Source organism: Sporolactobacillus laevolacticus DSM 442 (assembly GCF_000497245.1).
GTDB lineage: Bacteria > Bacillota > Bacilli > Bacillales > Sporolactobacillaceae > Sporolactobacillus > Sporolactobacillus laevolacticus.
Genome location: NZ_AWTC01000013.1, coordinates 42571 through 65943 on the forward strand (window position 1 = coordinate 42571; position 23373 = coordinate 65943).

At 41.9% G+C, this 23373-nt stretch carries 29 protein-coding genes and 1 other RNA gene; 12 read left to right on the forward strand and 18 right to left on the reverse strand.

Going from position 1 to position 23373, the window contains the following annotated elements:
- Positions 1 to 18: 18 nt before the first annotated feature.
- The 8 genes from P343_RS36790 to P343_RS36795 form a co-directional block, all read right to left on the reverse strand.
- An RNA gene (locus P343_RS36790) (hammerhead ribozyme type II) lies at positions 19 to 86 on the reverse strand.
- Positions 86 to 277: a hypothetical protein gene (locus P343_RS31210; protein WP_023510803.1), complete on the reverse strand. Its 192-nt coding sequence runs from the start codon at positions 275 to 277 to the stop codon at positions 86 to 88. The genes P343_RS36790 and P343_RS31210 overlap by 1 nt, the downstream gene beginning before the upstream one ends.
- 43 nt (positions 278 to 320) lie before the next feature.
- Complete coding sequence (locus tag P343_RS31215; protein WP_023510804.1) at positions 321 to 677, reverse strand: DUF5406 family protein; 357 nt, start codon at positions 675 to 677, stop codon at positions 321 to 323.
- A gap of 44 nt (positions 678 to 721) precedes the next feature.
- The gene (locus tag P343_RS31220; protein ID WP_023510805.1) at positions 722 to 1261 is read right to left on the reverse strand and encodes a hypothetical protein; all 540 of its coding nucleotides are present in this window, start codon (positions 1259 to 1261) and stop codon (positions 722 to 724) included.
- Between the two features lie 171 nt (positions 1262 to 1432).
- Positions 1433 to 1717: a hypothetical protein gene (locus tag P343_RS31225; protein ID WP_023510807.1), complete on the reverse strand. Its 285-nt coding sequence runs from the start codon at positions 1715 to 1717 to the stop codon at positions 1433 to 1435.
- The gene (locus P343_RS31230) at positions 1714 to 2247 is read right to left on the reverse strand and encodes a hypothetical protein (RefSeq protein ID WP_023510808.1); all 534 of its coding nucleotides are present in this window, start codon (positions 2245 to 2247) and stop codon (positions 1714 to 1716) included. The genes P343_RS31225 and P343_RS31230 overlap by 4 nt, the downstream gene beginning before the upstream one ends.
- Positions 2248 to 2389: 142 nt before the next feature.
- A complete protein-coding gene (locus P343_RS31235) occupies positions 2390 to 2581 on the reverse strand; it encodes a helix-turn-helix domain-containing protein (RefSeq protein ID WP_023510809.1) in 192 nt (63 codons plus the stop codon).
- On the reverse strand, positions 2574 to 3335 hold the full coding sequence (locus tag P343_RS36795) for a phage regulatory protein/antirepressor Ant (protein ID WP_023510810.1): 762 nt from the start codon (positions 3333 to 3335) through the stop codon (positions 2574 to 2576). The genes P343_RS31235 and P343_RS36795 overlap by 8 nt, the downstream gene beginning before the upstream one ends.
- Positions 3336 to 3438: 103 nt before the next feature.
- On the opposite strand from P343_RS36795, the gene P343_RS31245 reads away from it, so the two are divergent.
- On the forward strand, positions 3439 to 3717 hold the full coding sequence (locus P343_RS31245; RefSeq protein ID WP_023510811.1) for a SinR family protein: 279 nt from the start codon (positions 3439 to 3441) through the stop codon (positions 3715 to 3717).
- On the opposite strand, the gene P343_RS31250 is transcribed toward P343_RS31245, so the two are convergent.
- Positions 3708 to 3935 (reverse strand): hypothetical protein, encoded by a 228-nt coding sequence (locus tag P343_RS31250; RefSeq protein ID WP_023510812.1) that lies wholly within the window; start codon positions 3933 to 3935, stop codon positions 3708 to 3710. The two genes, P343_RS31245 and P343_RS31250, sit on opposite strands and share 10 nt — an antisense overlap.
- A complete protein-coding gene (locus P343_RS31255; RefSeq protein ID WP_023510813.1) occupies positions 3935 to 4171 on the reverse strand; it encodes a helix-turn-helix domain-containing protein in 237 nt (78 codons plus the stop codon). The genes P343_RS31250 and P343_RS31255 overlap by 1 nt, the downstream gene beginning before the upstream one ends.
- Before the next feature lie 152 nt (positions 4172 to 4323).
- Here P343_RS31255 and P343_RS31260 point away from each other — a divergent pair, with 152 nt between their 5' ends.
- The 8 genes from P343_RS31260 to P343_RS31295 all read left to right on the forward strand — a co-directional run bounded on the left by P343_RS31260 (position 4324) and on the right by P343_RS31295 (position 8922).
- Positions 4324 to 4752: a helix-turn-helix domain-containing protein gene (locus P343_RS31260; RefSeq protein ID WP_023510814.1), complete on the forward strand. Its 429-nt coding sequence runs from the start codon at positions 4324 to 4326 to the stop codon at positions 4750 to 4752.
- 6 nt (positions 4753 to 4758) lie between these two features.
- A complete protein-coding gene (locus P343_RS31265; protein WP_023510815.1) occupies positions 4759 to 5172 on the forward strand; it encodes an ImmA/IrrE family metallo-endopeptidase in 414 nt (137 codons plus the stop codon).
- Positions 5173 to 5183: 11 nt separating this feature from the next.
- Complete coding sequence (locus tag P343_RS31270) at positions 5184 to 5858, forward strand: DUF4190 domain-containing protein (protein WP_023510816.1); 675 nt, start codon at positions 5184 to 5186, stop codon at positions 5856 to 5858.
- Positions 5859 to 5928: 70 nt separating this feature from the next.
- The gene (locus tag P343_RS31275; RefSeq protein WP_023510817.1) at positions 5929 to 7116 is read left to right on the forward strand and encodes a tyrosine-type recombinase/integrase; all 1188 of its coding nucleotides are present in this window, start codon (positions 5929 to 5931) and stop codon (positions 7114 to 7116) included.
- 402 nt (positions 7117 to 7518) lie between these two features.
- The gene (locus tag P343_RS31280; RefSeq protein ID WP_023510818.1) at positions 7519 to 8109 is read left to right on the forward strand and encodes a TetR/AcrR family transcriptional regulator; all 591 of its coding nucleotides are present in this window, start codon (positions 7519 to 7521) and stop codon (positions 8107 to 8109) included.
- The gene (locus P343_RS31285; RefSeq protein ID WP_023510819.1) at positions 8106 to 8417 is read left to right on the forward strand and encodes a carboxymuconolactone decarboxylase family protein; all 312 of its coding nucleotides are present in this window, start codon (positions 8106 to 8108) and stop codon (positions 8415 to 8417) included. Before P343_RS31280 ends, P343_RS31285 begins: the two co-directional genes overlap by 4 nt.
- Positions 8417 to 8662, forward strand: coding sequence for a zinc ribbon domain-containing protein (locus P343_RS31290; protein ID WP_023510820.1), 246 nt, complete (start codon positions 8417 to 8419; stop codon positions 8660 to 8662). Before P343_RS31285 ends, P343_RS31290 begins: the two co-directional genes overlap by 1 nt.
- Positions 8662 to 8922 (forward strand): TfoX/Sxy family protein, encoded by a 261-nt coding sequence (locus P343_RS31295; protein ID WP_023510821.1) that lies wholly within the window; start codon positions 8662 to 8664, stop codon positions 8920 to 8922. The genes P343_RS31290 and P343_RS31295 overlap by 1 nt, the downstream gene beginning before the upstream one ends.
- A gap of 80 nt (positions 8923 to 9002) precedes the next feature.
- Here P343_RS31295 and P343_RS31300 read toward each other — a convergent pair whose 3' ends face one another.
- The 6 genes from P343_RS31300 to P343_RS31325 form a co-directional block, all read right to left on the reverse strand.
- Positions 9003 to 10460: an NCS1 family nucleobase:cation symporter-1 gene (locus tag P343_RS31300; protein WP_023510822.1), complete on the reverse strand. Its 1458-nt coding sequence runs from the start codon at positions 10458 to 10460 to the stop codon at positions 9003 to 9005.
- Positions 10461 to 10980: 520 nt separating this feature from the next.
- The gene (locus P343_RS31305) at positions 10981 to 12333 is read right to left on the reverse strand and encodes an allantoinase (RefSeq protein ID WP_023510823.1); all 1353 of its coding nucleotides are present in this window, start codon (positions 12331 to 12333) and stop codon (positions 10981 to 10983) included.
- Positions 12334 to 12391: 58 nt separating this feature from the next.
- Complete coding sequence (locus P343_RS31310; RefSeq protein WP_023510824.1) at positions 12392 to 13636, reverse strand: pyridoxal-phosphate-dependent aminotransferase family protein; 1245 nt, start codon at positions 13634 to 13636, stop codon at positions 12392 to 12394.
- 26 nt (positions 13637 to 13662) lie between these two features.
- Entirely contained in the window at positions 13663 to 14904 is a 1242-nt protein-coding gene (gene allC / locus P343_RS31315) for an allantoate deiminase (protein ID WP_023510825.1), read from the reverse strand.
- Between the two features lie 143 nt (positions 14905 to 15047).
- Positions 15048 to 16757 (reverse strand): PucR family transcriptional regulator, encoded by a 1710-nt coding sequence (locus tag P343_RS31320; protein ID WP_236620356.1) that lies wholly within the window; start codon positions 16755 to 16757, stop codon positions 15048 to 15050.
- A gap of 287 nt (positions 16758 to 17044) precedes the next feature.
- Positions 17045 to 18664 (reverse strand): ABC transporter substrate-binding protein, encoded by a 1620-nt coding sequence (locus tag P343_RS31325; protein WP_031264085.1) that lies wholly within the window; start codon positions 18662 to 18664, stop codon positions 17045 to 17047.
- Positions 18665 to 19114: 450 nt separating this feature from the next.
- On the opposite strand from P343_RS31325, the gene P343_RS31330 reads away from it, so the two are divergent.
- The 3 genes from P343_RS31330 (at position 19115) to P343_RS31340 (ending at position 21850) form a co-directional block, all read left to right on the forward strand.
- Entirely contained in the window at positions 19115 to 20155 is a 1041-nt protein-coding gene (locus P343_RS31330) for an aromatic ring-hydroxylating dioxygenase subunit alpha (protein ID WP_023510828.1), read from the forward strand.
- A 32-nt stretch (positions 20156 to 20187) separates the two neighbouring features.
- The gene (locus P343_RS31335) at positions 20188 to 20445 is read left to right on the forward strand and encodes a ferredoxin (protein WP_023510829.1); all 258 of its coding nucleotides are present in this window, start codon (positions 20188 to 20190) and stop codon (positions 20443 to 20445) included.
- A gap of 67 nt (positions 20446 to 20512) precedes the next feature.
- Positions 20513 to 21850: a nucleobase:cation symporter-2 family protein gene (locus tag P343_RS31340; RefSeq protein WP_023510830.1), complete on the forward strand. Its 1338-nt coding sequence runs from the start codon at positions 20513 to 20515 to the stop codon at positions 21848 to 21850.
- Positions 21851 to 21984: 134 nt separating this feature from the next.
- On the opposite strand, the gene P343_RS31345 is transcribed toward P343_RS31340, so the two are convergent.
- Together P343_RS31345 and P343_RS37500 are read right to left on the reverse strand one after the other, a co-directional pair.
- Positions 21985 to 22860, reverse strand: coding sequence for an IS110 family RNA-guided transposase (locus P343_RS31345; RefSeq protein ID WP_236620357.1), 876 nt, complete (start codon positions 22858 to 22860; stop codon positions 21985 to 21987).
- Between the two features lie 18 nt (positions 22861 to 22878).
- Positions 22879 to 23217, reverse strand: a complete 339-nt coding sequence (locus P343_RS37500) for an IS110 family transposase (protein WP_236620358.1) — start codon at positions 23215 to 23217, stop codon at positions 22879 to 22881.
- Positions 23218 to 23373: the final 156 nt, after the last annotated feature.

Genomic DNA, 23373 nt, shown 5'->3' on the forward strand with positions numbered 1-23373 from the left:
TCCTTCTATTGGATTGGCGTGTGGCTACCATCATCGGTACCGTGACACCACTCACGGTAGACACCGGATAAACCGGTGTTTCGGCTTATGGATTGTTAATTTTATTACCTGATTCAATAGCTCCAATCCAATCTTTCACCACATGGAGTTCTGGATAGGATTTGTTAATCGAGATGTATAAGAGAAATACATTTTTGAATTTAACCGGATCACTTTCTGCTTCATTTAGTTCAGCAAGTATCTCGCCATCAACCTTGGTTTTCAGTTTAATTGCCATGTTATTTCCTCCTTTAGGACACCGGATGAACCGGTGTTTCGGATTAGACATGTTTTTCTTCTTGAAAGTCAATAATTTCAATTCCAGTAATGCATTCACCATCTAGTGCATCAATTTTTAAAACATCGTCGCCATCATAAAGATTGAAATGCTTAGGATATCCGTACTGTTTACCGTCATCTTGCTCGAATTCGATATGTTTTTCGTTTACTGCTGTACGCTTAAATGACATGTCGCCGTCTTCAAGCATGGAAGCAATAGTCTGAATAACAGAAGCGCCTATTGAATTTCCTCCAAGACTTGTCACTACTTCACCTTTGTACTTTCCCCACTGTAATTTAACTTTCACATCATGATTTCCGTATCTTGTTAACAGTCCTTCACCCATGTATTTATCCAATGTTCTTTCCTCCTTTAGGACACCGGATGAACCGGTGTTTCGGCTTAAATAGTTTGCTTATTTCGTTGTTCCTGCTCTTCTAGTAAACGAGCGTATGTTTTTGCGTAATCAATCTCGCTTAGGCGTATAACTTCCGTTTTGCGAACACTTTCCGGATAATCAAAATCTGTTCTCGAGTAGACGCGTCCTTCAAAGTCCCTGAATGTTTCGGCACGTTGACCTCGCAACCGATACATATTGAAGCAGAATCTTATTTCTCCGAGCGTCTTATAATCTTTCAACTTCCACTTATCCAATAGTGAAAAATAAAAATCTCGTAATTCCTTTTCTACACGGCCTCTTTGCTTTAAAAATCCGTCTTGCTTAAATAACTTTTTATTTTCTTCGCTAAGTTTGCTTATGACTGATTCAGGTAAACCCAAGTTATATGTCTTGGTATAGATACGATCTATACTATGGTCTTTCATATGAACCGATAATGATTCAATCACTTTTGACCATTTAGCATCTTGTACGAACTGTTTCATTACTGCTTTGCCATAATCAGAATCGTCTTTCGATACGTAACAATAAATTTCTCCCATGTTATTTCCCCCTCTACCCCATGTGTGCTACAATTAGGGCATATCCTAATTTTTGAGATTTGACTGATCCTCATTGCCGTGAGGATTTTCTTTTTGCAAGATAATCGTCAATGAACGCGTATGCTGCTAGTCCCACTATTGAAGCTGCTGTGATCAGAATCCTCGTTAGTGTCAGTTCCATGGATGATCACCTTTATTGATCGTGCTGATTACTGATAAATATTGTTTAGCTGTCATCACACGATCTGAAAGATCTTTGTTAAGTGCTAATTGATTAATCCGACGTAGGCTAGCAACCTTTTCGATCGCATGTTCAATAGCATCTTCAAACTTTCCGAGTGCTAAATCTAAGCTAGTTTGAGCATCAAGAATGTCGATGCAATCAAGTTCTGTTTTTAACTTTCCATAATCAAGCATTGCGACACGATCTTTCGCTTGCTCTGTAAATGTGTTCATCTTCTATGCTCATCCCTTTTGTGCTTTTTATAGCCTTCAATTAGTTCACTTCTGCTAACACCAATTTTTTCGCTAAGAACACCGATCAACACATTTCCTTCCATCAGTACATCCATAGATTCATAAATTGTTTTCAATGCTGCATCACGATCCGGATATTTCTGATAGGCACGTAGTTTTTTCAATGCATTTGTTGCCTCCTCCAAGTTGTCGGATAGACTTTCTTTTAAGCAAGATGGTTCAAGGCTCATATCAGGATCAATTCGTAACGGATTGATGAATAAACCACCGGATATTCGCTCCCAAATCGCTAGATTGAGCATCCAATGAACACGAGATAATGAGGAGTCAAGATCGCTTGAATAATGAATGATTCCTGCTTTTACCTTTGGAAAATAGGAAGGATCAACATGTACCAACTTTGCAAGCGTTCTGAGTGACATGCCTGTCTTATCAGAAAACATGTAAATGAAATCAATGAATTGTCGTTCGGCTTTTTGTTGCCAAACCTCACTTTCAATAGCTGCCAATTTAATCACCCTCTTTTTCATCAAATTCCTATTTTTTGATGCAATAGGTTCATGGTTTAATAGAATAGTAGTCAGATCGCATTACTTGGCTACAGGTTATCGGTTATCCTTTTTGTTGCCGGATTTGGTAGATCCGGCTTTTTTATGAACCGGTCATTACGTCTTGTTGCTGTTTTAATTTCCAATCATCAATTACTTTTTTAGAGAACATGATTTGATTTCTTGCTCGCCAAAATGGGATTTCTTTATGCCTTACCATTGTGTAAATAGTGGTACGACTTACACCGATGTATTCAGCACATTCAACTGTGTTCATCCGATCTTTATCAAGCATTGGATACACCTTCAATCTGGCTGTTTTCTAAAAGGAGTTGATGTGTTATTTTTACCTGTCCCTTTCCAGTAATCATTGTGGTGCTTCTTTGAACATCGCCTTCCGAACGGGCAACAATGGTAGGAACGCTAATGAAAAGCTCTTGCTCAACATAAGTTTGCTTCGGTGTGTTTTTCTCACGACCGAACTTGATTAAATAGCCTTTGTCACGCAGCCAAGCAAACATTTTATTGCGTCCCATCGAAATGCCGTGCTTTTGGTAAATAATCTTGCAAAATTCACCAATATTAATGGCCCCGTTCGAATTGGACACTTGCTTGCCAAACTTAGTAAATGGTTCATTTTGTTTTACTTGTGTTTCAAGTGCTTCATATTGCTTGCGCTCAGTAATCCATTTTTCTGCGCGAGTAATCGGGTTATCGATCATGTAAGAAGGCTGATTCAACTCGGCAATCTTAGCTTCCATTTCGTTAAAGGCAGAAATGTATTTCAGTTTGAACTGAATAGCTTTACGACCGGTGAAGCCCATGGCTAAGAGTGTGAAACCATCACGGTTCATATAAAACACCTTGCGTGAGCGTCCGTATGAATCAGGTTCAACACCTTCACGGAAGATCTCCTCAAAATTGAGGACATCTTTTTTAAGATCTTGGATGTCGCGCAGAACATTGTCATGCCGTTTTTCAAAACTCTCAGCGACTATTGTTGATGTAGTGACTGCTTGACTGTTTTTGAGGACCACAAGTTCTTTCATTTTTTCCACTCCGTTCCTTTAAAATTTAATAGTTTTTCTTTTCACCTCTGCTAGAATGGAAATGTCTGGGGAGACAAAATTCACAAGAAGGGAGGCGATTTTTTTGGCTAGTTATTTAGTTACCTATGATTTAGATTCAAATGACGCTGATTATCCTGACTTATTTAGAGCTATAGAATCTATTGGACCAAATAGACATATTCAAAAATCTGTTTGGATAGTCAAAAGCTCTAGCATGTCATCATCGCAGGTAAGAGATTTTTTAATAAAGACTGTACATGCCGATGACTCTTTGATCGTTGTTACTGTTGGTTCTAACTGGGCTGCTTTCAACATTGATAAAGAAGATTCCAAATGGATGACAGCAAATATTTATTCATAACCACCCACTGAACCGGATTTAGGACAAAACCGCCCAAGATAGTAATCACGGTTTAAGTCATAAGGAATTCCTTCAATCGTACAGATACCAACTTTGAAATTAAGCCAGTCAGGAAAATCTTTGTCTCCGTGTTCGGAAGCAATTTGCTTTCCGAAACTGGCTATTTTTTTTCTGAACTCATTTACTTCCGGAGTACCATTTGAAAACATGTCTGGCATCATATAGCCTCCTGTTCTTGTTTATTCTTTGTTTCTAAGAACTGATCATCAAAAAAATATGAAGTAGGTACTTCAAGAACTTTGCATATTTTCTCATATTCATCAGTTTTAATAGCTTGTTGGTCAGTCATCATCCTTGAAAACTTTGAATCATCAATAGATGATCGTTCTGCAACGAACCCAAACTTTAAGCCATTATTTTCGATATACTGACGAATCCGATTATTGATCTTCATTTTATCGCCACCTTTATTCTTAGATATTAAGAACTCCATGTACATAATATAATTCTTATTTTCTAAGATGTCAATATATTATTCTAAGTTTCTAAGATTTTTTTCTTTGATCTTAGGAATCGGGATATAATCTAAGAAACGAGGTGAAACGAATGTCCGTTCTATCCGATCGACTAAAAGAAGCAAGAGATTACAGTAACCTAAAGCAAACACAGGTAAAAGAGAGAACAGGGATAAATAATAAAACTCTAAGTGGATATGAAAATGGGGTAAGCGTTCCTGATCCTGACACTTTATCGAAATTAGCCGATCTATATGATGTTTCTGTCGATTATTTAATTGGTCGCACCGACAAAAAACACTATTATGATTTAACCGAAAAAGACGAAAAAGATATTGCTAAAGATATGGAAAATCTGGTCAATGAGTTAAATGGTGATAGTGCCTTAGCATTCGATGGCGAACCTATGGATGAAGAGACTAAACGATTAGTCGCACAAGCCATAGAATCTAATTTGAGAATGGCAAAGCAACTTGCAAAGAAAAAATTTACTCCGAAGAAGTATCGTGATCAGGAGTGACCAGCCATGGACTTTGTGTCTCGTTATGTTGATAAAACAATTAAAATATACAAAACAAATGATCCATTCAGTATCGCGAATCAAAAAGGAATTATTATTACCGAGTTGCCACTAGGTGAAACTCTTGGCCTTTATATGATGAGACGCAGATTCCAATTTATAACCCTCAACTCAGATATGAACCTTCATGAAAAACGTTTTGTCTGCGCACACGAATTAGGACATGCTATTGAATACCCGGAATGCAACACATCATTTTTGAGAAAGACAACTCTCACATCAATCAGTCGGATAGAAGTCCAAGCAAACAAATTCGCAACACTTCTATTAACCTATTACGATAAAATGGAAAATTGGATGACTAAAGACCAATATTTAAAGATGTGTGGTATTCCGGTGGAAATGAGTAGATTTATTTGAGGAGGATATAAATGGGAATGTTTATCGGACTATTAGGCATTTTGGCAATGTTTGGGGCGATCATCGCTCTTATTGTACGTTTGGTTATATATTTTATAAAAAGAAAGCAAATTGATAGACGCCAATTTAATAAAAAGACGCTATATACATTAGGTATTTTTTTCATTGGACTTATCTTAATGATAGTTGGCGTAAATACAACGTCAGACGATAAACCAAAGCATCAAGTGAAAACAAGCGAAACTAAACAAGCAGCTATAAAAACCAACTCCGCTATAAAAAAGCATAAAGAAGCAACTAAACAAACGATGAGTGCTACCGAAAAAAAGAAACTAATTGAAGAATTTAAAGGCGATTCTCAAGCTGTTATTGCACAATTCAAGGAGATCATTAACAACACTAAAAAACAAGGAAACAACATTTCGTCCGCCGATGCATCTAAGCTAGTTGATGCTTATAATTTTATCGCGTTTATGGATGAAACAAATGATTACAAGCTTAATAAAAATACAGAAGCTTTTTATGAGGATATAACAGATGCTGCATTTAACCGAGCTAAGGCAGCGAAAATTATGCAAAAAGCATTAGAAAATGGTCAAGACCTGAGTGATAAGATGCAACCATATATTGATTCTAGTAATGACTCTTACCAGCGAGCATTAGATGATGCAGCAAAAGTTAAATAAATGATGCCGCTTCACGCGGCTTTTCTTTCACATCAAAAAAGAACATACATTCGTTTAAGGAGGTCTCTATATGAGTAGCGTTCGTGAAATACGAAAAGGTGTATTCGAGCTTAGAGCAGAACAAGGTTATGATGCAATGGGTAACCGCATACGTAAGTTTCGCACTGTCCAAGCAAAAAATAAAACGGTAGCTAAAAAAATGCTTTCGGCATTTGAAACAGAACTTACCAATGGCAGATATTCTGATGACGAACGCATGCCATTTGTTCAGTATGCCGAAAAATGGAAAGAAAACTATGGCCAGACTGATCTTGAACCAAGCACTTATGAGACTTATCTCTATATTCTTGATTCATCTATTATTCCTTTTTTCAATAAAAAAAGAATTGGTGATATCAAAACAATTCATATCGTCGAATATTTCAACCATGAAAGAAAGCTTGATCCAGGACAATACGCACTAGAACGGCGCCACCGCATTATACGAAGCCTATTCCGAAAAGCAAAAGAATGGGGAATCATTAGTGACAATCCAGCTATGGCTGTTAAAAAGCCACGTATTGTTCCGCGTGAGAAAGAAGTTTACAATGAAAATGAAATTACACAGGTTCTTGAATTAGTTAACGAATTACCTGTATATCATCAATTGATTATTAAACTTGCACTTATTGGTGGTCTCCGTCGTGGTGAAATCTTAGCTTTAGACATCGACGATGATATTGACTACGAAAATAATGAAATACGCATTCGCCATTCCTTGCAATACAGCAATCAAAAAGGGAAACGACTTAAATCAACTAAAACGTGGACAAACAGGGTGGTTACCTTACCTTCTCTTCTCATGGATGAACTAAAGCAATATTCAGTGCAGCGTGAAGAAGAACGCCGTATATTTGGTGATAAGTGGGTTGGATGCAATGATGACAATGGAAACAAGTATTTTTTACTGTTTGGTCATCCGGATGGACGTCCTTACTTTCCAAAAACAATTACGAAAATGTGGAACGACTTTTTAAATCGTCATCCTAATATAAAGAAAATATCTTTCCATGACCTAAGGCATACGTCGGCAACCTATCTTTTAAGCAATGGTGTAAATATTAAAGTGATCCAAAAACGGCTTGGACACAAAGATATCAAAACCACATTAAACATCTATGCACACGTTACAGAAAAAGATCAGGACTTGCCAGCGGAAATATTCGAAAGCATCATCAAGAGTGATGAAAAAACGGACGAAAATGACGACAAAAAATGAATCGGTCAGTTTTTCAGTCAGTATTACTCTTTTATAACTACTAAGCAAGTTCAATAAATCCCCGCAATAAAGCATTTTCCCAAGATAAATTCAACAGATAGTAAAAATAATGCCCTTCCCGAGGAGGGNCTAAGCAAGTTCAATAAATCCCCGCAATAAAGCATTTTCCCAAGATAAATTCAACAGATAGTAAAAATAATGCCCTTCCCGAGGAGGGAAGGCTACTGATATCACTAACGATACATCCGGACTACCAACCGGATCGTGTTTTTTCATTTCATATCGCGATTGAACCATATTAATAAAGCGCTGTCAATGACACTTATCAACGATAAAAAAGATTGCAGAATGATAATAAAGATTTTATAATGACTATACAGTCAGTGAGTTAGGAGTCATTCAATGAAAAAACGTGAACAGCAAAGACAGCAAACCCGTGCAACCATATTATCTGCCGCCGAGCACATTTACGCGAGCAACGGCTTTGTTCAGTCGTCGACTCAATTGATTGCGAAAGAAGCAGGTGTTGCACACGGCACTGTCTTCCTCCACTTTCAGTCACAAGAAAAATTAATCTTAGCCGTCATTAACGTTTTGGGAACTGATATTACGACGAGAATTCATGAATCAGCAAAACAAAGCCATTCCTTGGCCGATGTACTTCGGACGCACCTGACAGCAATTGAAATACATGAATCGATCTACTCACATTTGATTATGGATATGCCTCAATTACCGAAAGAAGCACAGCAAACGGTGATCGGCATTCAGTCGATCATTGCTCATCATTTTGACCAGGTACTTAATCAGCTGAAAAAAGAAAAACAAATGAAAGATCTGCCTATTTCTTTTATTTTCAACACATGGATCGGACTCATTCATTATTATTTAACAAACTGCGGGCTGTTTGCACCGCACGGATCGGTCCTCGCCATTTATAAAGACGAATTAATTTTAAACTTCTTAAAACTGCTGGAGGTGGACAAATCATGAATACCATGGATTTTTTTATGAAAGAAGCACCGGAAGCTGCACAAGCTTTCAACGGGTTAATTCAAACCGTTGCTGCATCAAATGGACTGGATGCAAAAGTTAAGCACCTTATTTACATTTCAATGAAGGCTTCGCAAGGCGATACAGCTGCTGTGACTGCTCATACCGTTATGGCAAAAAATCTGGGTGCAACACGTGATGAGGTCAAAGACGCCATTTTAATGACATTAACCGTATCCGGAATTAAGGGGATCGCTTCGTGTCTGCAACCGGCGCTTAATCTGTTTGATCGGGAGGCTAATGAATAATGAAAAAATGCATTGCATGCGGCATGCCAATGAAAAGTCCGGAAGATTATCCGCTAGGGGACACAACCAAAAATTATTGTAAATATTGCGCGAAACCAGACGGGAGCATGCAAAACTATGAGGAAAAATTAACGTCTATGACCGAATTCGTTGTCAAAACTCAAGGACTTGATCGCCAAGTTGCTGAAGAATCAGCAGCATACATGCTCAGTAAATTGCCCGCTTGGAAGAAGGAAAGGTCCTGATGACCATGTTATCAAGCTCGCCCAATATTGGGCCTATTCTGATTAAGGAATTGCATAAGATTAACATTCGAAATGCTGAACAACTACGAAACATGGGCAGCAAACAAGCTTTTTTAGAAATAAAAAGAAATGATCCTTCTGCCTGTCTCTCTAAATTATGTGCTTTGGAAGGCGCCGTACAAGGTATTCGCTGGCACACATTGCCTGAGGAAAGGAAAAAAGAGTTAAAGGACTACTTCTCTCAATGCTCTCAAAAGTAGAAATAGAAAAAAGATCACAAAAGAACAGTTCTTCTCTCGTGATCTTTTCTTATTTATATACAGCTTAGATAATTAGATTCTTACTCCGCACCGGAAACTTCAACTCCGGCAGTTAAGCTTTCACTACGTACGATTACTCCGTAAACAATACCGGTTATCGCTACACCGATCGGCCATGAGAAAGCTGCTACTGCTGAAAATACAGGGACAAGCGCAAGCGGCACCGTGATGATAATGCCTATGATGAAGGCGATAAAAGCTTTCATGTGATAGCCTTTCTGGTACCAGTATTTGCTCTTGCTTTCTTGATACAGTGCTTGTACATCAATTTTTCCGCGTTTAATCAAGTAATAATCAACGATGATGATTGCGAAGATTGGTCCTAAGAAGGCACCTAATCCACCGAGAAAATAGTTGACGGCCACCGGATTACTATAGATTTGCCATGGCATCACAACAATTGAAAGAATTGATGTAATCATCGCGCCGCGACGGAAGTTAATATGTTTTGGTGCGACATTAGCAAAGTCATACGCAGGTGATACAAGATTTGCGACAATATTGACACCCATTGTTGCGATGATAAAGACAATCGCGCCAACAATCAAGAAGAACGGGTTACTTACACGTTGAATGAGCAGAACCGGGTCGGTAATGGCTTTACCAAAAACAGTAATTGTTCCGGCCGTAATGACTACAGATGCCAGTGAGAACGCCGTAAAATTGACGGGAAGTCCCCAGAAGTTGCCGCGTTTCGTGATCTTTACCGAAGGCGAGAATCGAGTGAAATCACTGACATTCAGAATGATGGTTGAAAAATAAGCGATGACAAGTGAAATTGCGCTGAAGAACTGAACAATTGCCTGTCCCGATGAAATCTTGACCGGACTAACGCCAATATTTATTTTTCCGCCAGCCTTAACAGCAATCCAAATAATTAGGACAAGCATCATGATATAGACAGCCGGTCCGCAGAAGTTATCAAATTTGCGGATAAACTCCATTCCATAATTAAAGACAATAAATTGAAGCAGCCAAAGAAACAAGAAACCAATCCATCCTGGAAGCGAAAGCCCGAGGAACGTGTAGCCCATCATCGACTTCATATCCGGAAAAATAAGAAGCAGAATTGCTACAACAGCAACCGATGAAAGATACGTTTGGATTCCGTACCAGAAGATTGCGATAAATCCACGAATCAGCGCAGGCACGTTTCCACCGAATACGCCGAAAGAAATACGAGAAAGAACCGGATAAGGCACACCCAGCTTCGTTCCGGCAGAACCCGTTAGATTCGCCAGATACATAACAACGATCGCACCAATCACTTCAGCCACTAATACTTCCCAGCCGGTTAATCCAAGAAAAAATAAACCTGCGGCAAATGTATAAGTCCCGATACTGTGAACATCCGACATCCACATTGAAAGTAAACTGTACGTCGTCCAACGTCTTTCTTTAGCTGGTGCCAAGTCCTCATTATATAGTCGATGGCTAGGCTCGTTAATCGTTCCCTTAAACACTTCATTTAAATCCATAGTGTTGCTCCTTCCATTATCCAGAATTATTAGAAATTTGTTTGTATACGGTCTTCACAGGTGCCATTCAACGATCTCACCAACTGTTCCCTTGTTCATCTATGAGGCCATTCTCACCCTTCCATCTATGAATTGAATTATCTACTTGCTCGTTTCTTAACACATTATGTTAAAAATGATTACAATTATAATTTTACTGAGCGATTATAAGTATGTCATTATTCAAAATAGACAAAAAGAGATAAATGTTTGTGCTAAATCAACTAATATTCTGAACAGTCATTATTCCGATGTGTTACTTTTTCTAACAATCAGTACTATCTTTTATCGATTTTTATAGACTACTTGTGAGTTGGTCCTATCTCCATCCGGTCACTATTTTCTATTATCTAGTATCCATCCATCATCTCGGTTATTCGTTTCAGACCCCGCCTATGGAATAACCTTTCTTTATAGCAAAAAATCCGCACCTCTTTCGGCACGGAAATCGTTCGTTGCTGCTCTTGCAACAATATGGCAGTTAAATAGATGGACGGATCCATCTTCCTTTGGCTTCATGGTTTATTTGTCTGTCAGCCGAATAAACAATCGTACCCCGATTGATCGTCATCTGAATACTTGATGGAAAAACATGACCTTCATACAGGCTGAATTTATTCTTCTGATACAATCGATCGACGGTCACTTTCTCTGGTATGTTCAGTGCGACGATTGCAAGATCAGCATCCGCTCCCTCGCGGATTTCTCCTTTGTCTGCAGCGATCCTGAACCGCTCAGCAGGACGTTTCGCTGTCCAATCAGCGACTTGGGATAGCGGGATATTATGTGCTAATGCAATCTCAATGGCGCTAAGCAGTGAAAACTGTCCCCCACTGATTCCGCCCCATGCTTCAAATAAATTATCTTTCTGTTTGTCTTCCCACTCACATGGAGAGTGATCTGAGGAGACCATATCAATCTGATGATGAATGAGCCGATCAACGAGCGCATGACGCTCAGATTCAGGACGAAGCGGAGGCGCGCATTTCCCCACTACACCAAGGCGGCGAAAATCTTCGTGACTATAGAGCAAATAATGTGGGCAGGTTTCAAGCGTTACATCTTGCCCTTTATTTTTGGCTGCTTGAATCAGATCAACCGCTTCAACAGTGCTTATGTGGACAAAATGAAGCGGGCATCCGGTCAGTTCGGCAAACATCAGTGCGCGTGAGACCGCCTCCGTCTCTGCCAGTACCGGTCTCGACTCAGCATAATCATCAAACCCAGTTAATCCTTTAGCTTCTTTTTCCGCTTGAAGGAATGTGACAATCGGCGCGCTTTCCGAATGCAGTGCCAGAACCGCACCGAGCTTTGCTATTCTTCTCATTCCTTTAAGAAGTGTGAGATCGTCTACAGAATGAAAATATGGATTTCCGGATGGGGAAAGAAATGCCTTAAATCCAATGGCACCCGCATCGGACAAACCAGCCAAATCATCTAGATTTTCAGGAACAAGCCCTCCCCAGAGCCCGAAATCGATATGTGATTTTGCCTCACCGCATTTCACTTTCTCTTCCAGTGCCTGCCGGTTTACTGTGGATGGAATCCCATTAAGTGGCATATCGAAAAAAGCGGTACACCCACCTGCGGCAAGCATGGACGAACCTGTTTCAAAGCCTTCCCAGTTTTCACGACCCGGTTCGTCAAAATGCACATGAACATCAATCATGCCTGGAAAAATTATTCTGTCGTCAGCATCAATTACTTTTTCTGCCTGTTCACTTAACAACTCACCAAGTGCAGAAATTTTTCCGTTCTGTATACCAAGATCAAGTTTTTTCACGCCATCCGGCAATACAACGCTACCGTTTCTGATCAGCAAATCGTAAGTCATGGCCGTCATCCCCTTTTTTGAACATAACAAGCAGATCAGCACGACATTTTTACATTAATTAATCGGCAGCTTCATCATAGACATCCATGGCCGCCTGCAAAGCTTCACCGCGGCAAACCGTTACACCGCAACGAATGAGTGAGGCTTCTAGCCCAGCAAGTACAGCAAGCACATTATCCTTCCGGCAGCCGTAACCCATCGTGCCAATTCGCCAAATTTTCCCCTGCAACGAGCCGAAAGACCCGGCAATCTCGATACCGAATTGATCCAATAGGACATTACGTACATCATCAGCATTCACGCCAACCGGAACTGAGACGCATGTGACCGTTGGCATTTTGCAATCCGGATCACCGAACAAGTCTAAGCCCATCGCTTCAATACCGGCCATTAGTGCCTTCTCATTCAATAGATGGCGGGCGAAGCGCTGCTCAAGCCCTTCGTCAAGAACGAGGTGCAAGCCTTCATGCAGTGCATATTCCATTGATGTCGCTTCTGTGTGGTGATTAAGGCGGCGTTCACTCCAATAATCCTGAAGCTGGCTCAGATCAAAATAATTGCTGCGGATCGGCATGGCCGACGCCACTTTTTTATCTGATTCAGTCGCAATGCCTCGTTCAACCTTTTTCCTACTTAAAATTACTTTTTCAATGCGTTCATTATAGGTGATCGGTGCAATGCCCGATGGAACTGAGAGGCATTTCTGAGCACCGCCAATCACGGCGTCAAGGCACCAGTCGTCGACACGAACATCTGCACCTCCAAAAGTTGCCACGGCGTCAACAACAAGCAGAGTATCCAGTTCACGGCAGGCGTGGCCAATTTCAGCAAGCGGCTGCATTCTCCCCGTTGACGTTTCACCGTGCACGAGAGCGACAACCTTTGGACGTACTTTTTTAATTTCATTAATCACGTCCTGCGGATCAAAAACAGTCCCCCACGGACAAGACATTGTGTGAATTTCAGCACCATAGCGTTCACCGATCTCAACAAACAAATCGCCAAAACGTCCGTAGATCGGTACAAGCATCCGATCACCGGGTTCGATAAGGCTGGCAATGACTGCTTCCAATCCAGCACGTGAAGTGCCGTCAATCGGGTAAGCCCAATGGTTCTTTGTTTGAAAAGCTTCGCGCAGCATGACCATCACTTCGTTCATAATTTGGGTGAATGCCGGATCAAATTGGCCCAGAATCGGCATCGACATTGCACGCAGTACACGTGGATCTACCTCTACCGGACCCGGAGTCATAATTTTACGCGGTGGTATTTTTAACATTCTTTGTTCCTTTGTTCGTTCCATAGTTTCACTCTTTTCAAAAAAAGATTTTAGTAAGCCATTTGATAGAGAATCTTCATCAACATCCGAACCCCTGTTTCCAAATCCTCTGTTTTTGTGAACTCTTTAGGTGAGTGACTCACACCGTTGTGACTGGGCACAAACATCATAGCGGTCGGACAATAAACCCCGAAAATCTGTGAATCATGTCCGGCGCCGCTGACCATCTTCTTGAATGAAATACCCGCCTCCTGTGCAAGTTCCAAATGGCGCTGAGTCATCATAGGATCCATCCGAACCGGAGAATCATCAAGCCATGTCTTAATCTCAATGTCTATGCCTTCTTGTCTCGCAATCGACTTAAATGTCTCTATTTCGTCCCGGCAGAACTGATTAAGCACATCATATTCATGATGGCGAACGTCAAGTGAAAACACGCATGTACCCGGAATCACATTTCCGACGTTTGGCAGCAAGCTGAGTTGACCAACCGTCGCCACCAGCCCGTTCTTTTGTTTTTTTGCATTTCCAATCACGTCGGCGATCATCTGCGACGCCGCATAAAGCGAGTCGCGGCGCCGGTCCATCGGCGTTGTTCCTGCATGATTACTTGTACCAGTTAAGTGGATGGTCATCCGCTTCATACCAACAATATGGCTGACCGCCGCCCAGGATATCTTTTCACTTTCTAGAATTTGGCCCTGCTCAATATGAGTTTCTAGAAAACAAGCAATATCTTCGCGCTTTGCCGAGGGGTAAGTACCCGTTCCGAATCCCACCTCATGCATTGCATCTTCCAAGGTTACGTTTTCTGCATCGGTCACTTGGCTCGCATCCGAAAGATGATACCTGCCGGTGATACTTCCTGAACCCCAAAAGGCTAGATGAAATCGGCTGCCCTCTTCTTCGCAGAGCGACACCGTCTCAATGGTTTTCTTAGGAGCCCCGTATTGCAAATAAAGCTGTTCAGCTGCAATCATTGCTGCTAATACACCAAAAGCACCATCATACTTTCCACCGTCAACAACCGTGTCAATATGGGAACCGACAAGAATAACACGTTCACGTTCCTCAGTACCCTCAAGTCTTCCGAAGACATTTCCGACATCATCAAAACGTGATGAGAGCCCCATTTCTTCCATTTTCTTTTTTACAGCAGTCTGAGCCTCCAGCCACGATGAGCTGTAAAGTAAGCGTGTGACTCCGCCATTTTCTGTATAACCAATACTTCCCAACCATTCAATTAATCGATTGATTTCCTGAGACAACGTTTCTGAGGTTCGAAAAACCATCTGACGAGCCCTCTTTCTATGTTAAATTACTTGACATTTATCTGAATAATTTCATTTTAGCAAAATAAAAGATGTTGACCATTGGCACAATCTCTGTATTTAAAAACTAGATTCAGTTAAAATGCACAACTAAATCTTTTGAATCAATTCCCTTTTTCATTATTACTCAGAAGAGGCTGTAGCCGAAAGGCAAATCGAATCAGGAATCCCGTCTCAGGATCCTTCAAATCCTTTCCAAGGAGATGCTCGCATTTTTCAATTCTATAAATAACGGTATTGCGGTGAATGAACAACTTCTTTGCTGTCTCTGAAATCTGGCAATTGGATTCAAAGTAGACAATTAACGTGTGAAAAAGATCTTCATCTTCCTGTTTTTTTGAAAAGGACAGAACCTGAAAAGTTTCATAGTACAGCTTGCGCAAATCTTCCAAAGGCACCATGCGCAACAGATCGGAAAAGCCCTTAGACTGATAGATTTGAATGAAAGAGCGCCGGCTGGAATGCAGACCGGTTTGCAGAGCATCGATTGCGGCTTGGTATGCAGCAGAGACATCGGACAGATTCACGCAAAGATTGCTAAGGCCGAAGGAAATCGTTTCTGAAAAGAATTGTTCCACTTGCTTCTGAACTCTACTCAAATAAGGCAAGAGCTGTCTCGGGCCATTCGCCCATCCTTCCCCGACATCAAATAAGCAAATACAGAAACTATCTTTTACAAAAAAGTAGCCAGTAAAAGGCAAATTTTCCATTTCTCCCTCGATAAAATCACTGACATCATTTGTTTTCATTCTGAATTTCGTAAAGCTGATCTGTTTGTCGTCAATGTCGAGTTTTCCAACAGCAAGAATCGTTTTTTGTTCGCTCAGCATCCCGAATTCCTTCGCACGGCTAACCATCTCCTCCTTAGAGGAAAATTCATCCATGATTAATTTCAGAAAAAAATCGTCGCGGATTTTTCGGTCGCTTTGCTTCAATGCCTCATCTTTAATCAATTCAAAAGCCAGAACATTCGCCGCCTGCTCAATCGTCAGAACGAGCATTCGTTCTTCCATCGGTATGTGTCCGGCAATCATTAGAAAATGACGTTTTGTTTTATAAGTATAAAGAGGGAATAGTGTATACGCCTGATGTGTTGCTCTCAAGCAGAACGCTGAATAAGATTTATTCATCTGCGCAAAAGAAGAGCCAACTTGTTTCAGTGGCGCAAAGAGTTCCTGCCCAGATCCATCCGCTTCCTGACCCGTTACCGCAATCGGCTTGAAATAATTGTCAAGAAGAGCGGCCGGGTACCCGATTAATTGGGAAAGACTGTTCAAAAGCTGTACTGTTCCTTCGCCATTCATGATGTGGCTGGAAAACTGTTGGTGCGTGTTAATCGCAAATTGCAGTTCCTGCGTACGCGCATGAAGAATCAACGTCAACGTCTGGTTCACAATATCAACAAGCGGGATGCTGTTCGGAATAAAAATCAGCGGAAACGACAGCTGGTTCGCAATTCGAATCACTTCATCAGGAATGTCCTCGATAAAACGTTTCGTTTTGATACCAAGCGCAGCACATCCTTTTTCAGCCATCTGCCGAACCAGCTTTTCAAAAAACTCGGTATTGTTTTTCAGATGATAGCCCGAGGTAACCAGCCAGTCACCTGGCTTAAGGTAATCAATGATATCCGGAGCATCCATCATATTAATATTGCGTATCTCCCGATCAGACCCGTTATCACCTGCAATGAGTCTGAATCCGGAAAATATTTGTTGAGAAAAAATATCCGAGACAATCATCTTCATGTTCCCCCATTTAACTTCTATTGCTTTTAGTGAACCATTTTTCGAATGTTTTGTCGATTGTTCCAACAATTTTCCAGCCTTAATCTGCGCTTGATCACACTCCAGTTGCTCCCTTTCCGCGGGCGATCCGGGAGCCTCCTCGGTTCACCTAGAGACCTGCGGGGTCTCCCCTGGCTCTTATCAACTAGAACAGTCCCGCAGGAGTCTCGCACTTCCGTGTTTAATCAGAACCTTTTCCAAATCATCACGCCGCTTATTTGAACCCTGAGACCTTTCAAAATTTAAACTTTTTTTCTTATGAAAAAGGCCGTCTCCCGTTAAAGGAAACAGCCGATACAGATCACAGTTTTCACTTACTTGGTGCTCTTATAGGACCATTTCTGTAGATTGTGCGCAGTTCCCGGCCAGAATGAAGCCGGACCGCCGTAGGCCACATCCTTGCCGACTGCAACGGTGTCATCACTTGAATACAAGGTGAAAATCGGCATATCCCGATCCCATATCTCTTGAAGCTGGTTATAAATTGCATGCCGTTTGCTGCTGTCTGGTTCGAGCTTTCCTTGCTCAAGCAGTTTTGTTGATTCGGGATCATTATAGCTCATGAAGTTATAAGCGCCGCCTGGGGCATAAACGGATGAAATATCCGGATCAATGGTGAAGCCAAGACCGATCAGAAGCAAGTCAAAATCTCCTGCTTTTCCTTTCTGCATCACGGTTGGAAAATCATAGGTGGTCTCATTCACTTTAATGCCTACAGCCTTTAGATTTTGAGTAATGATATCTGCCGATTGTTCACGCACTTTATTGCCGATTGGCACGACAAGATTGATTGTCTTATTAAAATCAAAGCCCGCATCCTTGAGCATTTGTTTTGCTTTAGCCGGATCATACCCAATCGTTTTCATTTTTGTATTCAAGTACGGATTGATTTTTGTATAAGGTCCGTCAACAATGTCGCCATAGCCCTTTAGCAATTGTTTCACGATCTGTTCACGATTAATGGCTGTTGCGATGGCTTGGCGTACTTTGGCATCCTTAATGGTCTTTGTGTTGAACATCATCGTTTGATAGCCGATCTGTTTATTCAATTGTGTTTTTACGTTGGAAAACTGCTGCACTGTCTTTAAATCCTGGAAGGAAATATTGCCGTTTCCTCCTGACGCGGTCATCTGTATGCCGCCTGTCTTTAGTTCATCAACAAGATTTGGTGCCTGCATGATTTTGAGAATCATGCTGCTAACTTTGGGTTTGCCAAGATAATAATTCTTCGAAGCTTTAAATTGTACGTAAGTATTTTTCACATATTTCACAAATGTATAGGGACCGCTTGTTACATTCGGTGCTTGCATATACGTACTGTTTGCTAAATCCTCCGGTTTGATCTTCTGAAGCACATGCGCCGGGAGTGTGATGATCTTCGTGCCAATCATTTCTTTGATGTAATTGGGATCGACAGGTACCTTCGTCTTGAAGCTCACCGTATGCTCGTCCACTTTTTTCAAATCCGGAATTGCTGTTTCGCCTTTTTTCAATTTACCGCTATTATCCATCCCTTCAAGAGCCGAAAGATAAGCGCCGACCGCAATTTCCGATTTTGGATTTGCAATCAGATTAAACGTAAACACAACATCATCAGCAGTAATTGGCTTGCCATCCGACCATTTTGCCTTTGGATTCAATTTGATTTTGTAGGTCTGATTATCTGTTGTGTCAATGGATTCTGCCAGCTTCGGTTCAAATTTCAAAGGGTGCGTCATATCCAAGAACGAATCAAACATAAAGCGTTCAATGAACTGTCCGGCAATATCACCTGTATTAATGGGATTGAAGCTTGTTGGAGCATTAACTAAACCTACCGACATCGTTTTGGTTGAACTCGTTGAACCTTTGTCAGTATTCCCGCATGCTGTGAGCAAAAGAAGGGTTAAGGATAACAAACAAATAAGTAAAGTTTTGATTGATCGTACCTGCATTTTCTGTTCAGCTCCTATTCGAATTTTTGTGCCGTCAGTGTCTGCTTCCATTAGTTTTCAAATTTTCAAAAATTAATGATAGCGACTTCGTGTGTAATCTTTTGTATATGCATTATGTTAAATTTATTGACGCCGACTGTCATTGGTCTAAGTAGCCAAAATCAATAACTGGTTTTGTTCAAAACAGATAAAAAAATTGATGTGGCATCATTTTTTACAGGTATATACGTCATCAACGATCATAAATTTACATTCCAATGCTATAATGAAAGACATCGAAATATAAAAATGTTCACAATTTTGACAAATAATCCAAAAGAAAAACTTGTTCATGAACTAAACCTACAAAAAAAGCGGATAATTGTAAGATCTTCTAACACAATGATGCAGTTTTTACGAGATTTATTATAAACTTTCTGAGAATCAAACATTTTGGGAGGGAGAATCGTTATGGCAATAGTAAATACCAAAAGGAACATATCCTATCCAACAGATTGCACATTTAGCGTGGAGGACTGGACCGTTCTGGCCAAATACTGGTATCCGGTGGCGAGAAGTGAAGAGGTAACAGACAAACCGCTGGCTGTTAAGCTGCTTGATGTTGAGTTGGTTGCATACCGTGCAAACGGCAAGCCCGTTGTCGCCCGCGATCTCTGCATCCATCGCGGAACACCGCTAAGCATGGGATGGGTCGAAAATGATAACATTGTTTGCCCTTATCACGGATTCAGCTATGCCTCCGATGGACAGTGCGTCTCCATCCCAGCCCACCCTGAAGCAAAGATTTCGCCGCGTCTCTGCCTGACTGTTTTTCCCACCGTCGAGCGATACGGACTGGTCTGGACAACCTTAACCGGGGAAGAAGAAAAAGTTCCTCCGTTTCCGGCCTGGAAGGATCCTGACTATATTTCATTTATTGCTCCGGTAATCGATATTAATGGATCGGCCGGACGTCAAGTCGAAGGTTTCCTGGATGTCGCCCACTTCGCCTGGGTACATACGGACACGTTTGCCGATCGGAATAACGCGTTTGTTCCGAGCTATAAAGTAACTCGCACGGATGACGGTTTGCATACGGACTATTTGAGTTCCGTCAGCAACTATCCGAAGGGCATGGAGGATCCGTCACCCGCCGATTTCAAATGGCTGCGGGAATACGATATCTATCCACCGCTCGCAGCTAGGCTGGTTGTTCATTTTCCGGATGATAAACTGCTCTGGATTCTGAATGCAGTCAGCCCGATCTCGGCGAGGAAAACGCGGCTCTTCTGTCCGATCGCCCAGAATTTCGATAAGAATCTGTCGATCGAGGATGCTTGTGCTTTCAATCTAAAGATTTTCAATGAGGATAAGGAAATGGTCGAGAACCAGAAACCGGAGGAACTGCCTCTTGATCTTATGGCTGAAGCACATATCATGGCCGACAAAACTTCAATTGCCTACCGCAAGCTGCTTAAGGAAATGGGACTCGGCAAGCACTACACGAGTTAATGTACTTTGGTAAAAATGGAGGTGACCAATGTATGAAGTATGTTATCGTCGACAAGGATACATGTATTGCATGCGGCGCCTGTGGGTGCGCAGCACCGGATGTCTTCGGTTACGATGATGATGGAATATCACAGGTTCTTCTCGATGGCAATCAGGGAACTGCGGAAATACCGGAAGACAGCCTGGATGATGTCGTCGATGCCTATGAAGGGTGTCCGTCCGAATCCATTAAAATGAGTAATCAACCGTTCAATGGTGACCCCTTGAAAGAAGAGAATGAGGCAAGCTGAGATAATTCCCCCGGCATTATCTCTTTATTTTATAGATACAAAAAATCATAGAGTAGGAGTGTGAAAAATGGATACGACTCAAAAACCCGGAAAAATTTTATCGCTCGGCATTCAACACATGCTGGCAATGTATGGAGGAGCGGTTATTGTTCCTTTGATTGTCGGCGTCGCTGTGGGGCTGAAAGGTGCGGAACTCGCATTACTCGTTTCAATTGACCTGGCTGCGTGCGGACTTGCCACATTGCTTCAGGCCTGGAAAAACCGATATTTTGGAATCGGGCTTCCGATTGTGATGGGGTGTACCTTTACCGCTGTCTCACCAATGATTATCATTGGAAAATCGTACGGGATGCCCGGAATTTGCGGTGCGATTCTTGTCGCTGGGCTGGTTGTACTGATTTTATCCACGTTTTTCGGTAAAATTGTTCATCTCTTCCCGCCTGTTGTCGTAGGTACGGTCGTGATGATAATCGGCATTACGCTGATTCCGGTTGCGATCAACAATTTAGGCGGCGGGGTTGGTGCAAAGGATTTCGGAAGTCCACAAAATTTGGCGCTCGGGTTCGGTGTACTCGCGCTAATTATCATCATGAACCGCTTTTTCAAAGGATTTCTGCGCACGCTTTCTATTCTTCTGAGCATCGTCATTGGAACAATTGCCGCTTCTTTCATGGGTATGGTCGATTTTTCATCGCTGGGCGGAGCCGGCTGGTTCAGCCTGATCAAGCCGTTCAGCTTCGGTGCACCGACTTTTCACGTTGACGCGATCATTGCCATGTCGATCGTCGGCATTGTCAGCATGATTGAAACAACCGGGGTGTATTTGGCACTCAGTGAAATCTGCGAGCAGCCGATCGATGAGAAAGCAATGGAGCATGGATACCGAGCAGAAGGCTTGGCGATTCTCGTCGGAGGATTGTTCAACGCGTTCCCTTACACAACATTTTCACAGAATGTAGGGCTTGTCCAAATGACACGTGTAAAAACGAGAAGCGTTGCGATTGTCTGCGGCATCGCGCTGATTATCCTTGGCCTGATTCCGAAGATCGGCGCTTTGACCGTATTGATTCCGAATGCGGTGATCGGCGGCGCCACACTCGCTATGTTCGGCATGGTGATCGCCTCCGGCGTCCGGATGCTTGGCAAAGTTGACTTTTCACGTCAGGAAAATCTGCTTATTGTTGCCTGCGCGATTGGGGTCGGCCTTGGTGTTACCGTTCAACCTGCGCTGTTCGCAAAGTTTCCAAGTCTCGTACAGATTCTAACCAATAACGGCATTGTTTCCGGCAGTCTTACCGCTCTTATTTTAAATATTATCTTTAATGTCGGCCGCCACACGACCGAAGAAAAAGTTACCGACCTGTCGAAGCAGATGATCGCTGAAACCAGTGCGACGAAATCCTGATTGAATCAATCGGGAAATGCTATCCGACAACGTTAATTTCTATTAATCTTATACTTTTGTACGTAAATGTGATGAACGCTAAAAAAGTAAAAAAAAAAGACTACTCCTGATGCATGAGCTGAATTTTTTTCAGCTTATGCTGTTTTTTCGTGAATTTCTATTTCGTGACCGAGAAGCTTCTCTAATTGTCGTTGATAGTACTCGGCGCTGCTTTTCTTCTTTGGCAGGTAATCTGGACCCAACTCTCTGTATTTTTCTTTCTTTTTAAGCATTGAATAGATAATCCTTAAAATAAGGTGAGCGAGCGCCACATTGGCTTTTTTCGGTCCTCGTCGCTTAACCAATCGATAATAATAGGCAGACAATCGAGTTTTTTTACTTCGGGCAGCCGCCCAACTCACTTGGCAAAGGATTGATTTCAACGCCTTATTGCCCCGTAGGGTTCGAGTCGCTTTTTTTTTACCTGCACTTTCATGGTTTCCAGGACTGAGTCCGCCCCAGGAAGCAAGATGAGCTGATGTTGGAAACCGAGTCATGTCCGGACCGATTTCAGCCAGGATTTCCGCCGCCGCATCCTGGTCAATGCCTGGAACCGTAACCAGCAGACCCAGTTCTTCTTTATACGCTTGAACGCTGTGATCAATTTCCGCTTCAATCTCACAAATATGGTCTTCAAGGACGAGCAGTAGATCATATTGCCGGCGCATTAATTCCCGATGATGCGCACGCACCTTGCCATTTAACGCATCTACCAATTTGGGTGCCTTGACTTTCAGTTTTGTTTTGATCAAACGACGTACCTGTTCCAAGGTCAGTGTTTCGCCATTCATGATCGATTCCAAAAGCAATCGGCCGGATACCCCAAATACATTACTCATATAACTGGTTAATTTTATGTTGGCATCCTGAAGCACTTTATGAATTCGATTTTTTTGAGCCGTCGCCATCTGCATCAAGCTACGTCGATATCGAGTTAAGTCGCGCAAATTACGGATATCGACCGGAGGCACAAAACTTGATTCAATTAATCAATTGAGTAAAAGTTTGGCAATCCATTGGGCATCGCTGATATCTGTTTTTCTTCCTGGAACATTCTTAATACGGTGTGCATTAGCCAGCACCAATTCGAATTCCTCTTCGAGGATATTCCAAACGGGTTTCCAATAGACACCTGTACTTTCCATCGCGACGTACCTACTCTCCATTTTGAGCAGCCAATCACTTAAAGCAAGCAACTCCTTGGTGGTTGTGCCAAAGGTCCGAATCTGTTTGTTTACCTTTTGACCCGGTTCCCCATAAAGAACACAGGCAACAACGGTTTCCTGATGCACATCTAAACCTGCACAACGCGACAATAGAGCATCCATGATTGATCATCCCCTCAATAAAAAATGGAAGGACAGGACCTGCACCCGAGTCAATATGAATTTTTGTACACGTGCTTAGAAAAGCCACAATAGGCGGTACTCAACAATGCAGGAGGTCGGTTTCTTTAACGGAGTTCACCCAATGAGACTGCCAAA